Source organism: Erysipelothrix sp. strain 2 (EsS2-6-Brazil), assembly GCF_016617625.1.
Lineage (GTDB): Bacteria > Bacillota_I > Bacilli_A > Erysipelotrichales > Erysipelotrichaceae > Erysipelothrix > Erysipelothrix piscisicarius.
This window is the reverse complement of record NZ_SBAR01000004.1, coordinates 93,413-107,228: the sequence shown is the minus strand read 5'-3', so window position 1 is coordinate 107,228 and position 13,816 is coordinate 93,413. Positions and strand designations below refer to the sequence as shown.

The 13,816-nt window shown below is 35.8% G+C and carries 18 protein-coding genes and 1 riboswitch; all 18 genes read right to left on the bottom strand.

Translation table 11 applies throughout. The features are described from left to right. Window positions 1–35: 35 nt before the first annotated feature. A complete protein-coding gene (locus EPJ89_RS04150) occupies window positions 36–1,253 on the bottom strand; it encodes a DUF5011 domain-containing protein (RefSeq protein WP_244660803.1) in 1,218 nt (405 codons plus the stop codon). Between the two features lie 67 nt (window positions 1,254–1,320). Then, window positions 1,321–2,004 carry a zinc metallopeptidase gene (locus EPJ89_RS04145; protein WP_200549057.1) on the bottom strand — a complete coding sequence of 228 codons (684 nt, stop codon included), beginning with the start codon at window positions 2,002–2,004 and terminating at the stop codon, window positions 1,321–1,323. 52 nt (window positions 2,005–2,056) lie between these two features. Then, window positions 2,057–2,341, bottom strand: coding sequence for an HU family DNA-binding protein (locus tag EPJ89_RS04140; protein ID WP_003773810.1), 285 nt, complete (start codon window positions 2,339–2,341; stop codon window positions 2,057–2,059). Window positions 2,342–2,396: 55 nt separating this feature from the next. Continuing rightward, a complete protein-coding gene (locus EPJ89_RS04135) occupies window positions 2,397–3,395 on the bottom strand; it encodes an NAD(P)H-dependent glycerol-3-phosphate dehydrogenase (protein ID WP_161636391.1) in 999 nt (332 codons plus the stop codon). Next, window positions 3,395–4,705, bottom strand: a complete 1,311-nt coding sequence (gene der / locus EPJ89_RS04130; RefSeq protein ID WP_161636390.1) for a ribosome biogenesis GTPase Der — start codon at window positions 4,703–4,705, stop codon at window positions 3,395–3,397. Before der ends, EPJ89_RS04135 begins: the two co-directional genes overlap by 1 nt. Next, window positions 4,698–5,360 (bottom strand): (d)CMP kinase, encoded by a 663-nt coding sequence (gene cmk / locus EPJ89_RS04125; protein WP_161636389.1) that lies wholly within the window; start codon window positions 5,358–5,360, stop codon window positions 4,698–4,700. Before cmk ends, der begins: the two co-directional genes overlap by 8 nt. A 10-nt stretch (window positions 5,361–5,370) precedes the next feature. Beyond that, on the bottom strand, window positions 5,371–6,348 hold the full coding sequence (locus EPJ89_RS04120; protein WP_161636388.1) for a hypothetical protein: 978 nt from the start codon (window positions 6,346–6,348) through the stop codon (window positions 5,371–5,373). A 35-nt stretch (window positions 6,349–6,383) separates the two neighbouring features. Then, window positions 6,384–6,911, bottom strand: a complete 528-nt coding sequence (locus EPJ89_RS04115) for an ECF transporter S component (RefSeq protein WP_161636387.1) — start codon at window positions 6,909–6,911, stop codon at window positions 6,384–6,386. 45 nt (window positions 6,912–6,956) lie between these two features. Further along, a riboswitch (FMN riboswitch) is annotated at window positions 6,957–7,071 on the bottom strand. A gap of 108 nt (window positions 7,072–7,179) precedes the next feature. Continuing rightward, window positions 7,180–7,737 carry an elongation factor P gene (efp, locus tag EPJ89_RS04110; RefSeq protein WP_161636386.1) on the bottom strand — a complete coding sequence of 186 codons (558 nt, stop codon included), beginning with the start codon at window positions 7,735–7,737 and terminating at the stop codon, window positions 7,180–7,182. 2 nt (window positions 7,738–7,739) lie between these two features. After that, a complete protein-coding gene (locus tag EPJ89_RS04105; protein WP_237558254.1) occupies window positions 7,740–8,090 on the bottom strand; it encodes a hypothetical protein in 351 nt (116 codons plus the stop codon). Beyond that, entirely contained in the window at window positions 8,056–8,427 is a 372-nt protein-coding gene (locus EPJ89_RS04100) for a ComGF family competence protein (protein ID WP_161636385.1), read from the bottom strand. The genes EPJ89_RS04105 and EPJ89_RS04100 overlap by 35 nt, the downstream gene beginning before the upstream one ends. A 74-nt stretch (window positions 8,428–8,501) precedes the next feature. Continuing rightward, window positions 8,502–8,738, bottom strand: a complete 237-nt coding sequence (locus EPJ89_RS04095; RefSeq protein ID WP_125164429.1) for a competence protein ComGD — start codon at window positions 8,736–8,738, stop codon at window positions 8,502–8,504. Window positions 8,739–8,769: 31 nt separating this feature from the next. Then, on the bottom strand, window positions 8,770–9,057 hold the full coding sequence (gene comGC / locus EPJ89_RS04090) for a competence type IV pilus major pilin ComGC (protein WP_125164428.1): 288 nt from the start codon (window positions 9,055–9,057) through the stop codon (window positions 8,770–8,772). After that, window positions 9,054–10,034 (bottom strand): hypothetical protein, encoded by a 981-nt coding sequence (locus EPJ89_RS04085; protein WP_161636384.1) that lies wholly within the window; start codon window positions 10,032–10,034, stop codon window positions 9,054–9,056. The genes comGC and EPJ89_RS04085 overlap by 4 nt, the downstream gene beginning before the upstream one ends. Further along, window positions 9,958–10,863, bottom strand: coding sequence for an ATPase, T2SS/T4P/T4SS family (locus EPJ89_RS04080; RefSeq protein WP_161636383.1), 906 nt, complete (start codon window positions 10,861–10,863; stop codon window positions 9,958–9,960). The genes EPJ89_RS04085 and EPJ89_RS04080 overlap by 77 nt, the downstream gene beginning before the upstream one ends. A 36-nt stretch (window positions 10,864–10,899) precedes the next feature. Beyond that, the gene (locus tag EPJ89_RS04075) at window positions 10,900–11,529 is read right to left on the bottom strand and encodes an MBL fold metallo-hydrolase (protein WP_161636382.1); all 630 of its coding nucleotides are present in this window, start codon (window positions 11,527–11,529) and stop codon (window positions 10,900–10,902) included. 33 nt (window positions 11,530–11,562) lie between these two features. Further along, the gene (gene rpmG / locus EPJ89_RS04070) at window positions 11,563–11,712 is read right to left on the bottom strand and encodes a 50S ribosomal protein L33 (protein WP_125164426.1); all 150 of its coding nucleotides are present in this window, start codon (window positions 11,710–11,712) and stop codon (window positions 11,563–11,565) included. A 60-nt stretch (window positions 11,713–11,772) separates the two neighbouring features. Then, window positions 11,773–13,809 carry a peptidoglycan D,D-transpeptidase FtsI family protein gene (locus tag EPJ89_RS04065; RefSeq protein WP_161636381.1) on the bottom strand — a complete coding sequence of 679 codons (2,037 nt, stop codon included), beginning with the start codon at window positions 13,807–13,809 and terminating at the stop codon, window positions 11,773–11,775. Window positions 13,810–13,816: the final 7 nt, after the last annotated feature.

The window sequence follows — 13,816 nt, the reverse complement described above, 5'->3', positions numbered from 1 at the left end:
TAAATATATCGTATTGATGAACTCCATATATTTCATCAATACGATTTTTTTATGTACCGCTTTCTACGCAAGAATGCATCTTGAATCACACGTTTCAGTTCAATTTGATTCCAAAGTTTTAATTGAGCTCTAGAAAAACTATTTTCACTCATATACCTAGAATAAGTCGGAATCTTCTCCACGATAACTTTACGGCATGAACGCGCACTCCGTTTCCACGAGTCTGTAATTACATAACATGTTTGATAAACTCCAGGAATCCTCTCATTAACATTATTAGATGAAATGTTAATACGATTGGAAATATTCATTTGTCTATGATCAAATGCAGTTACCTTTTCAAATGCATCATAAGTTTGATACTGTTTGATTTTTAATGGTTGTGCATCAAGTTTAGGCAGTTTTTGACGAATTTTCAGCTTCATCCTCCCTCCAGTATAATTTACATACGTACTTGGAATATGAACTGTGACTTCATTGCCCTCTACCAATCGTTGGCGTCCGTCAAAACACCCAGATTGTTTCGCACGAACCTTGAAATACGAAACGAGATCTTTGTATCGAGACACGTCCATTATGTTATGAAATGTTGCCCCTTTCCGGTAAAATGCAGTATTTCCATGTGCACTGGAACACGTTTGACCATACTCCACAACCCTTCCCTCATAGGATGGAGATGGTGTTGCGGTTGCTATAAGTGTGTGATAATACACCGTAAGGCCGCCTTGCTTGAAAACAGAATCCACGACATATTCCAGTCCTTCATGGTAATGCGACAATGAACGCATACTCGTCAAATATAAAGGCACTTCCACTCGATGTTCCGTATCTTTATGATGAATTACAAGTGTTAGATCGTAATCGCCTTCCTGGAGCTCTTGAAGCGGTATCGACCCCTTAAATCCAACATTTTGATAAATATGATTACACGATTGGGTTCGCTTTTGATTATCACGACATTGCTTATTGCCTCGATAAGACATGATCCTCGTTAAATCCACTGAATCCAACTCAAGAGGTAAAACCTTATGGGTACGACCTTTTATATTTAAACTGAACGAATGGGTCGTAGAACCGTAATAATTAATGTAGCTTCTCATGAAAGCCCATCCCCTTAAAGAGAGTTCGCCTTTATCAAAGCTAACTTCGAGAAGTTCACTTGGAACCCGTTGGCGATCATCGATGTATTCACATGATACCGCTGTCGTAAAGAACATCATGAATAAGCAAAAAAATATAAAATTGATATGCATCTAAATCCCCCCTCTTTAAATAAGCTATAGGGAATTAGGTGCATAAAAAAAAGACACACTTGGTGTCTTAATCGTTTCTTCGATTATAAATCGCAATATAACGTAGAATACTCAATAGTGTTCCAACCAATGCTGCAACATAGGTCAACGCTGCAGCCGTTAACATCTTCTTAGAACCTTGAAGTTCCCCTGAGTCAAGTAAAGACTCTTGTTCTAATATTTTGACAGCTCGTAAGGACGCATCAAACTCAACAGGAAGTGTTACGAGTTGGAAAACTGCAATAACACATAATAAGATAATTCCAATTTTTAAAAATTGTGGACTTCCAAATAAACCAATCATAATTGGAATCATACTAAATTTACTTGCTACGATTGCAAACGGTAAAACTTTATTACGTAAAGCAATAAAACCATAATTTTCAGCGTGTTGAATTGCATGACCACATTCATGAGCAGCAACTGAAACCGAAGCAATGCTTGTCTCGTGATAAACTTTAGGTGAAAGTGCAACAACTTTGTTGGTTGGATCGTAATGATCACTCAATTCACCACCATTTGATTCAACTACTTGAACATCATCAATATTTTTTAACTCCAAAATACGACGTGCAACTTGTGCACCCGTCAGATGCTCAAATGTATCAACTTGGCTGTATTTGCTGTAGGCAGACTGGACATAAATCTGTGCAGCAAAAGATATTATAGCGGCAAGGATTACAAATCCATAGCCGACACCCATTAAACCCATACTAACCTCCACTATAGAAAAAGGAGACGAGCTCCTTTTTTAAAATCATTAATTATTTAACTGCGTCTTTAAGAGCTTTCGCAGGTTTGAATCCAACACTGTGTGATGCGGCAATGCGGATTTTTTCTTTTGTTTGAGGATTAAAACCATCACGCTCTGCACGATGACGAACCTCAAATTTTCCAAAACCAGCTAAATCGACTGTTCCCTTGTTTTCGAGAATTTCTTTTACCTCGTCTAGGAATGTTTCGATAAATTCATTTGCTTGTTTTTTACTAATGTCTAATTTGCCAGCGATTGACTCGCTTAATAATTTCTTGTTGTATGTTTCACTCATATTGAAACCTCCATTTCATAATCAAATAATAGCATTATAACTGCTGTCTGACAAGTTAAATACGCTCAGGTTTCAAATCTCTCACCATTAATTCACTTATGGCTTCAGAAGGGCGTTTTTCTTCGTAAATAATTTTATAAATTTGTTCAGTTATTGGCATCTCAATGCCTTCTTCCACTGCAATTTCATAAACTACCTTTGCAGCAAAAACGCCTTCAACAGTTTTTGTGTTATGATCTAAAAATCCATCAGCTGAATTCTTTTGACCAATTTCCATACCCGCTTGGTAATTGCGCGAATGTACCGATGTCGCAGTTACGACGAGATCACCGACACCACAAAGTCCAAGATAGGTTTCCGGCTGTCCACCCATGTGAACACCAAATCGTTGCATTTCTGTCAAACCACGTGTAATTAATGCTGCACGTGCATTATCACCTGCGTCTAACCCCGCAGCAATTCCACTTGCAAGTGCAATTACATTTTTGATAGCAACTCCATATTGAGATCCAATCACATCATCATTAGTGTAAACTCTAAAATATTCATTAGAGAAAAGTAATTGAATTTGTTCCGCGAGTTCCATATCATCCGACACGGCATTAATTGTTGTAATTTTACGTAAAACAACTTCTTCCGCATGAGAAGGACCAATGAGACTAACAACACCTGTGAGTTTATCGGAATCGATAACACGCTTAATAACGTGATCGAGCAACTCATGCGTTGTAGGATGGAGTCCTTTCGCGACATTAATAATGATGACAGGATGATCTAAATGAGCATTAAGCTCGATGCATACTTCTTCGACGGCTCCAGTTGGCACCGCAAGCAGTATGATTTGAGAGTCTAAAATATCCTCGAAATTTTGTGTAGCATCTAATCGTTCGTTAAGCTTTACCCCTGGGAAGAATTCCTCATTTAAATGATATAAATGAACATCAACAACCTGGTCCAACTTACGTCCCCACATCATAACTTCATGGCCATTATCCGCTAAGACTTGCCCCAAAGCAGTTCCCCAACTACCAGAACCTACAATTCCGATTTTCATTAAGCTCCCCTCTTTCTAATAAGTATTCGAATCGGTGTCCCTGTGAAATCAAAAGCATTTCTCAGAGCATTTTCCAAGTATCGCTTATAAGAGAAGTGACACAACTCAGGATCATTCACAAAAATTACAAAAGTTGGTGGCACCGTACTTACTTGTGATGCATAAAATACTTTTAAACGCTTTCCATTATGTGATGGCGGTGGCGTAAGCATTACAGCATCATGAATAACTTCATTAATAACACTGGTGCTAATACGTTTGATGCTATTTGCGTGAACATCTTCGATTAAGGGAATCAATGTATGAACACGTTTACGTGTTAATGCGGATACAAATACAATTGGAGCATAGGATAAGTACATAAACTCACTACGAATGATTTTTTTAACATCTTCCATTGCCGTTTCTTCTTTATCTACGACATCCCATTTATTGTAAACGATAATAATTGGTTTTCCTGCTTCATGCGCAAAACCAACTACGTGTTTATCTTGAGCACGAATACCGGCTTCACCGTCAATTAAAAATAGAACAACGTCGCTTCGATCAATCGCGCTCATTGCACGAAGAACGGAATATTTTTCAACGTCTTCATATATTTTTCCACGCTTTCGAATTCCAGCAGTATCAATGATTACGTAATCACGGTCATTCATTCTAAAAGGCGTATCGATTGCATCACGTGTGGTACCTTCAATATTGGAAACAATAACACGATCTTGTTTTAATATTGCATTGACCAATGAACTTTTCCCTACATTAGGACGACCAATTGCACAGAAACTAAGTTCATCTTCATACATTGTGATACCATCTTGTGGTAATTTTTTGATGACTTCATCAAGGAGATCCCCTAAACCAATACCATGTTCACAGGAAACTGCAAACGGTTCATCATAACCAAGTGCATAAAATTCATATATATCTGAAACAAATTGAACATCATCAACCTTATTTGCAGCAATAATAACTGGTTTATTGGTTTGTCTTAAAAGACGTGCAATAAACTCATCATCCGTAGTCAAACCATCTTTGGCACTCACTACAAAAATAATCATATCTGCTTCATCAATTGCAATATCAACTTGCATCTTTATTTCTTCTTGAAACGGTTGACCTTCCATCTGAATTCCACCCGTATCAATAAATCTTAAATCTTTTGTTAACCATGTGGTCTTTCCATAAAGACGATCACGCGTAACCCCTGCTTCATCATGAACAATAGAAATTCTCTCGCCCATAATTCGATTAAACAGAGATGATTTCCCTACATTAGGACGGCCAACGATTGCTACTACTCCATCAATCATTCAAATTCCTACTCTCTATAATATTTATTATTTGTGATACAACATCTTCAATTGACATTGATGTTGTATTTATTTCAATGGCATCTTCAACCTTAATGAGTGGTGATTCTTGACGATTCATATCGCGCGCATCACGTTCAAGCAAATCTGCATGAACTGCTTCATAGGTCGTTTCAATTCCATTTTTAACCAACTCATTAAAACGTCTACGCGCACGAACCCCTGCATCCGCTGTTTGAAAAATCTTCACTTCTGCATCTGGAAGAACAACCGATGTAATATCACGTCCATCCAATACAAATCCTTTTTTCGAAGCTATGTCGCGTTGAATGGATACCAATACATCTCGAACCGATTTATGCTTAGAAACCTGTGAAGCTGCTTTGGATACACGGTCATTTCGAATAAGAAGTGACACATCTTCTCCATTAACCAAAATCATATTTTCTTCTGGTAATTCAATAACTAAATCTTTAACGATATTAAAGCAAGCTTTTTCATCATTCAAATCAATATCTTGATTTAAACAAATTAGTGCTACTGCACGATACATTGCTCCCGTATCAATATGGACAAATCCTAATTTTTTTGCTAATTGCTTAGCGATGGTACTTTTACCCGATGCACTCGGTCCATCAATTGCTATATTAAACACAAAAACATTCCTACTTCCTAAATTGCGCTACAATCAATAACAATACAACAATAATCGCAAGAATGAGTAATGATAACACAACGTTTAACATTCTATTCGTTCGTACCATCGTTTCATTCATTTGATCAATATTTTGTTCTTGATCAATAATCTTATGTTGTAATGTTTGTGTTTGAGCGAGTAATTCACTGCGGAATTTATCCGAGTCAAAATCACTGTCTGAATAATCTTCCATCGCCTCTAATTGCGCTTGCATTTCAAATATTGAATCGTCTTCCTCAGACAAAATATTGTCAAATTCATCAGAATCTAATTCAAACTCGACATCAGATAATGCTTCTTGGTTGTTAATATCTACTACAGTTTCTTCATCATCAACCATTTCTTGAACTGCCATCGCAATTGTCTTTTCAAGCTCATCCTCTGCTTCATACGCATCAACTGAATTATGTTCTACAGATTTGAATACTATTGTCTCATCAAGATTGGGTAATTCATCAAGATTCACATCTTCTTCCGTTTCATCCTCAATAAAAACATCTGCATCCATCGTTGACAGTTCAGGATCAATCGCATGTAAGACCGTTGTCATTTCATCGTCATTAAATGGCTTCGCAATTTCTGACGATTTATTTAACTCGCTTAAAATATTTGCATCGGTATTCTCAAGATCACGATAACCTTTGCGAACATTATACTCTTTTACTTCATCCAAAAAATCTTTGAGATATGCACTCTCAAACGTATCAAATTGAGGTTCTACTTTCGGTTCTTCATCAATCGAATGTTCTTCTTGAACCTCTTCAATTTGGCGTGCATGTGTTGGCTCACGATCTTCCCTTGCAACGACATCCATTTTATCAAATTGATTATCAATTTGATTCAATCGATTCGCAAAATGTGAGAGATCTGAATTTTCAATATTACTTTCAGAGTCCAATGCAATTTGCTCATGTAAGTCTTGATATTTATTCACTCGAGATTTCATAATATCCAATCACTCCTTGAGGTAATTATATCACATTAATGTCCTGTGATTCTATGTAAATGGGGACGTAAAACGCTAAAGAAAACGATTAAGAGCGTCCCTTTTGCTAAATTAAATGGTAAAAACACCGCAAAGAGCAAGTTCCACGCGCCTTCTTGGCTCATTCCATATAATGGGAATGTTATAAAATAATTAATAAGATTCATTAAAAGTGCACTCGCACATACTGTAAAAACATATAATCCACTACGTTTGGTTTTTGTAGTAGGTTTATAGCATGCAATGGGTAACATGATTAAGACTGCATAACTAAAATTCGCAATCTCTCCAACCGGTCCTGCATTTTTTGATAAAAAGAACATATGCAATATATTCTTTAAAAAAGCAATCATAAGTCCTGGACCTGTGCCGAGAAGGTAACCACCGATAATAACCGGTAAATCACTTAAATCTGCTTGTAACGGTGATCCCGGAAGTACATAAAATTCAAACATGTAGAGAATCACGGATACTGTTGTCAGCATTGCTATATTAACCATTGTGCGAGTATTATATTTTTTCATATTAGCCTCCTTGTAAAAAAATATTAATACTCAAGGCGAACATGAAAAAAACTTCTTCCATCCAGACTTTAACTGTCGCCACTTGAATTTCACAAGTTCAACCAATTGGTTCGCGGGGTTTACCGCCGATCGGGAATTTCACCCTGCCCTGAAGTATACACGTTTATTATAAGTAAAGTTGTACCTAATGTCCAATAATTGTACTGATAAATAAAAAGCAAATTCACGATTTAACAATGAATTTGCTTGTGGTTATTTGATAATAGATTTATGCACGACCTGAATATTTACCATCTGTAGTATTTACAAGTACAATCTCACCTTCGCTGATAAATAACGGAACGCGGATTTCTAATCCTGTTTCAACAACAGCGTTTTTTTGAGCATTTGTTGCTGTATCACCTTTAACAGCTGGCTCAGCTTGAGTAACTTTTAAAGCAATTTTTTCTGGTAAATTAACACCAAGTACTTCAGACTCATAGAAAACAACAGTAATATCTTGATTTTCTTTCATAAAGTTCATTTCCCATTCAAGACGGGATTTTGAAATTTCGAGTTGCTCGTATGTTTCACCATCCATGAAAACAAGTTCTTCGCCAGCATCATATAGATATTGCATTACACGTTTATCAATATGTGCTTGCTCAACTTTATCGCCACCGATCATTGTTAGTTCCGTAACAGAACCTGAACGCATGTTACGAACTTTAGCTTTGATAATCATTTGTCGTTGCGCTGTTTTATTATGCGATGTATCCAACACTTGGTATAAGTTGTCTTCATAGATAATTGACATCCCAGCTCTTAAATCATTTGATTGAATCATAATTAATCCTCCATTTTAGTTAAGTTAAAACTTCCATCATCAATTATATCATAAGAAAACCGATATGACCTAATACCATTTATAGAAACATAAACTTTTTGATCTTTTTTTTGTGCAAAAACTTCAAAGTTAGCATCTTCGTACATGAAATCCTCATCCTCAAAACAAAAATGGTCAATCACCAGTCGTTCCAATTCGATCCGTTGTTGTATATTATTAATGGTCTGCTTCATTCGATAATGCTTTACATAGAGTGTTGATGCTTTAATAATTGAAAAACATAAAATAACAAAAACGACATTGGCGCAACCGACAAGGTTACCATCCATAAAACTCGTATTCTTTCGCTTCAAACGTATAAGTCACCCTACTTCCTTCACATGAAAAGTCTGTAACATTATGCAAGAGAATCTCATAACCTGGTTTTTTAATAATATATTTCCCATTAAAACTGATTTCATTAACTAAATTGTTTCTTTCAAAGTATATCCGATTGGCTTCACATTTTACGCGTCGACTCCGAATTAAAAGCTGTTGCAGCTGAAGTTCAAAAACAGTATTCTGTTTAATTCTCGGTGCCTCAGCCAAAAGCATGTAACTCCGTTCAAGAGTCTGATTTAAAACAAGTATTAACAAAGGTGTAATTGCTAAACACAAGAGATACTCAATTAACGAATAAGCTCTATGCATAAAACAGACACAATAAATAGGTCATCAAACTTAAAATAAATAAACAATACATCACCTCTATATAAGTAAAGCAGCTAATCACAGCGATACCGTCCAAAACCAAGTTGAATGACACAACGGTACTCGTCAATTTGAATTGTCCCTCCTTTATTGATGTTTCCGTTCGCATTAAACCAATGATTATCATGAATTGGAACCACTTCGAGATCTTCCATTGCACTTAATTGATACTCAAGCAAATTGGGTTCGTGCTTCATCTCAATTTGAAATGAAAGAAATACTGGAATCGATGCACTCACAACAAATACCATAAGAAGAAATTCACACAGGCTAAAACGTATATTATACAGCTTGACCATTTTCAATGTGGATGCCCTCACCGTTGAAACATTTAGATTGATTTGCTCTTAAATAACCTGCATTAATCAGTTGATCTATTGTTGTTGGTAATTCATCATAATTTATTTTATATTGCATAATTGCTGCATCTACAATTTTCTTCTGAGCATCACACCCTTTCCGATTTACCATCGTGATCGTCTTTTGAATGTTTGGTAGTGTCAACATAAAGATAATTGCGACAATCGTCATCACAAGTACCATTTCAATTAGCGTAAACCCTTGCTTCATAATCCCTCCATAAGTTTAAGTGGAATCATAACTAGTTCATAGTAGATAACCACAATCATAATTATGTTTATTGAGACGAACATCCTATATGTTCGAATGACTTTTGTAAGATTGTGCAATATAAGAATATCTGTAAGATTTAAACATGTGCCGAAAACCGATTCTAAATTATTAAATAGAAATCCCTCACGCATATTGCTTTTAATTAAACTATGGAGCGAAGCATGTGATAACGCATCTGAAATGTCTTGACCCTGTTCCAAAAGACGTTCAATTTCAAATGCAATTGAACCAGATAGTGTTTTAGAAAGTGAAGTTCGAAGACACTTAAGCGTTAAACGTGTTGTTTTAGTTTCAGGATAAATCATCGAGAAGAATAAACAAAATTGTTCCGATAGATACAAAACAAGCAAATTATCTTTCCAAATTCCATTGATCACCGCACCAATCATCATTCGTATTTTTTTATGACTACAAACACTTAGTGCTAAAATAAAAAGTATTAGAAACAACATTTGTAAATACAAAAGAATTCGACTCAATATTTGAGAAACATTTGAATAAATCTGATTATTTGAAAATACTTCAAGTTCTTTGGCGACAGCGGGATACAATAGATTCCGGTAAAATACAAACATAAATAAAACGACTGCGTGAAGAAAAATCCAATATCCGAGCGATTGACATAATAATTTGAAACGATAAGCTTTTCGTGTTTTAAGTTCATCGTATAACTTTAGAAGTGTAATTCCAGATACTTGAGGATAAAGTGCATAGAGATTGATTGGAAGGATTCGATGAAGGTATGCATCGAAAGATTGATCTTTTATGTTTAGGTAAAATTTAATTTCCTGAAAAGAAAGACCAACGACAAGAAGCCTTAAAACTGATTTATCCGTTTCAGAGATCGACAACAGGTTCGTTTTTACATGTTTGATTAAGGTAGTCATAAATTTGAAGTTTATCTGAAAATTCATGTTTAAAAATAGCCCCTCCTTTTGTATTTTTCAGATAATGGTATAAAATACCGTTTAATCCTGTTTCAATTTCATAGCGCGTTGCGCCAAGATCAAAGAGACGATCGATTGTATGAAAAGAACTTCTCGCATGAATCGTAGCACATACACGATGCCCCATATTCACAGCTCGAATACATAGACTTAAATCCTGTCGTGTACGTATTTCACCAAACACAATGATGTCAGCATCCATCCTTAAAAGTTGGTTCAAAATATCTTCTTGAGTAAGTCGTGATTTAATGGGCTCGAGTTGGATAATATGGCTATAGAAATGCTCAATTGGACTCTCAACACTGTAAATGGATGCTGTCGTAATTTCCTTAAGAACATTGAACATGGTTGTAGACTTACCTGACCCGGTTACACCCGAAAATAGAATTAAACCGGAGTTTACTTCAAAAGATTTTAAAAGTGATTTTACAATTCGCTTATTCGAAATACATTCGTAGGCAGAATGAATCAATACAATATTCAAAATCCGAACAACACCATTTTTTCTTTCAAACGTTTCAATTGCAGCAAATCTAAAATAATACTTTCGATCAAAAATCATACTAAACGTCCCCGTTTGTGGAATGTCTGTTAAACTTAAATCAAAACGCGATATATATTTTAAGTGTTCATAGAGTTTGCTCGATCCTGGATCATGGATTACTCTAATCGTTTTTTTATGGCGTCTCATGCGAATCACTTGAAAGATTTCCGTAATGTCGAAATGGATATCTGTAATTGATTGTGAAAGTGCCATCTTTAATAAATCATGTAATTTCTTATCAATATATTCCATACCTTAAATTACGAGAATAGATAAAAAAAACCTAATCTATAGATTAGGTTTTAAATATGGATTGGTTTCAATTTCTTTATAAAGTGATGTTGGTGACCCATGCCCAGGATAAAGTATATAATCAATATCACCAAAATCCGCTATAAAACTTCTTAGTGATGCATTCATGACGTTCATATTGCCAGTAGGTAAATCTGTTCTTCCAATACTTTGTTCAAATATAAAATCACCATCGAATATAAAATCATCAAAAACAAAAGAAATAGAGCCACTGGTATGACCTGCTGTCTTAACAACATCACATTCAAAAGGACCGATTGTTAACGGTTCCAAATCAATTGCAATCGGATTCGCATTGATCGTAAAAGGCTCCGGTGTTTGATTTGATAAATTATACGACATATCTTTTAGATAGTGAATTTCTTCATGATACATGTATACCGGACACTTAAATGTATCCACGATAACGTCAACACCCGAAATATGATCAAAATGGCCGTGTGTCAAGAGCACGCCAAGAACCTCAAAACCCTCTGTTGGTTTTAAAAGATTGGTAGTATTTTGATGTGGATCTAAACATGGATCAATGATAAGCATTTGGTTCCCATCACTTAAGTAATATGTATTTGTGGCTGCATAGCCTAATGTCTTGTATGTTACTTTCATCGTTTTCACCTAGAAAAAAAAGCCAAAAGAGGCTTATTTTTTTTCCTTATGTAATGTATGTTTGCGCTCACGTGGGCAGTATTTTGTAACTTCCATACGTTCTAATTGAACTTTTTTGTTTCTACTTGTGTGATAGTTTTCATCGCCACATTCTGTGCAAACTAAAATCGCTTGAGTTCTCATAGTTACCTCCAATATTTATTAGCCAACTCATTATATCATATATTATTTTAATTGCATATATTATTTTAAATTCATATAAGCATCAACAATTCGATCTCCTGTTGAAGTACAAATATTTGTAACAGGATTCGATAAATCTTCAGTATAAGCAAGCGGTGCAATACATGCTACAGCTATTTTGGGCTGCTCATATGGAGCAAATGCAACATATGTATTATTGATATAGGAACCAATCTCTGGATCATACGCTTGCGCTGTCCCAGTTTTTGCTGCAGCACTATATGGTACGGTTGCAATAAGATCCCCACACATATTTGAGGAAGCACACAAACGCATACCGGAGCGAACTCGCTCTAACATTTCTTTATTTTCAATGGAATTAAGAATATTAACATTGTTTTGATAGACAGGACGGTGCGTATCATGATTTAACGCTTCTTTTACAAAATGAGGTTGTAATCGATATCCGCCATTAGCAACTGTCGTGATGTATTGACTGAGTTGCATTGCATTGTAGTTATCAAATTGACCGATCGCAAATTCTAGTAGTGAACCTGAATTACTTGTTCCGCCTTTATAACCAATTTCTTCTCGCGGATAATCTACTTGAGTACGAACCCCTAAACCAAATTGACTGTAGTAATTTCGCATTAGTGCAAAGGTTTTTTCAGCATCCGAAAATACAAGTGGTCCATTGGGTACATATGAAGATCCACCAAGACGTATTGCAACATTAAACATGTAAATATTTGAAGAATGTTGTAATGCCGTCTGATCATCAACAATTCCAAGATTACGCCATGAATGTCTTGGTGGTGTCCCTTCAATATACATAGGCGTATCATTGACGGTCTCACCGGGTTTCATAACCCCTTGATCCAACCCCATGTATACTGTCGCCCCTTTAATCGTTGACCCAACAGGATACCCTTGAAGCATCGTTAACTGAGGATCATTATAGTATTTACCGTCTTTACCACGGACCATTGCTACAATACCTAAAATGTCGCCGGTCTGAGGATCGGTTGCTACAACATGAATTTGATTGTTAATCTTTGTACGCTCACCAATGCTTTTTTGATAATCAAGACGCTCTTTAACAATCTTTTCCATCTCTTTTTGTAAATCCATGTCGATAGTCAAACGTATATCATTACCTTTGCGTCCATCTTTTTGAAGTTTAAACTTACTTCCTGAGGTTCGTTCATATTCACTATTATAACCTGAAAGGAATTGTTCATATTGGTATTCTAATCCATAGGCTCCTACCTGCTCGCTGAGTTCATATCCCTCAGCAACATAATAATCCCGTTTTTCATATGGAACATCCCCTAAATCACCAATAAGTGACATTAAATCCACTTCTTTATTGGGTTCACGTTTCCAAGATGTCGTACGTGAGAAACCGGGAAATTCAGCAGCATGTTCCGCTAAATACGAAATTTGTTCATTCGTGGCTTCCTCTAGAATAATTGAGGGTTGCCCCATTTGAATGTTTCCCATTTTAACTTGCACTTGAAAAGCAAGGCGATCATCTTCTGAAAGGGAATCAGTCATCTCTTTCGTAATTTTACTTTTCTTTAACGACTCGACGGCACTCTGATCCATGTCCGTTTCTTTAATAGTTTTGCGATCTTCTTCTGTTAAAAGACTTTCACCAAGATTGTTTTTTCTCAGCCATAATACTTTTAAATCATCTTCATTCAACTCATCTTTAACTTCAAACTGCTTTGCAAACTTAAGCGCTACTTCTTCCTCTTTCATGCCTTCAGGCATTTTTGACGGATAATAGGTTATTGAATTTACAGCTTTATTTGAAACGATAATACGTCCCTTTGAATCCAAAAACTCACCACGCATTGTTGGCATTCGAACCGGTGGCGATGAGTATTTAGCTAGTAAATCTTCATAATGATTCTGACCTACAATTTGAATCTTATACAATCTAAAAACAAGACCCCCAGCGATGGCGATTAAAATAACAACAAAGATTTTCAGACGATTATTAATCATCTTATCAAGATCTAATCCTTGTTTTAAATGTTCACTGCTTCCTGTATAATTGTCAGTTTTTTTACGTCGCTTAAAAATACCCATCAAAACC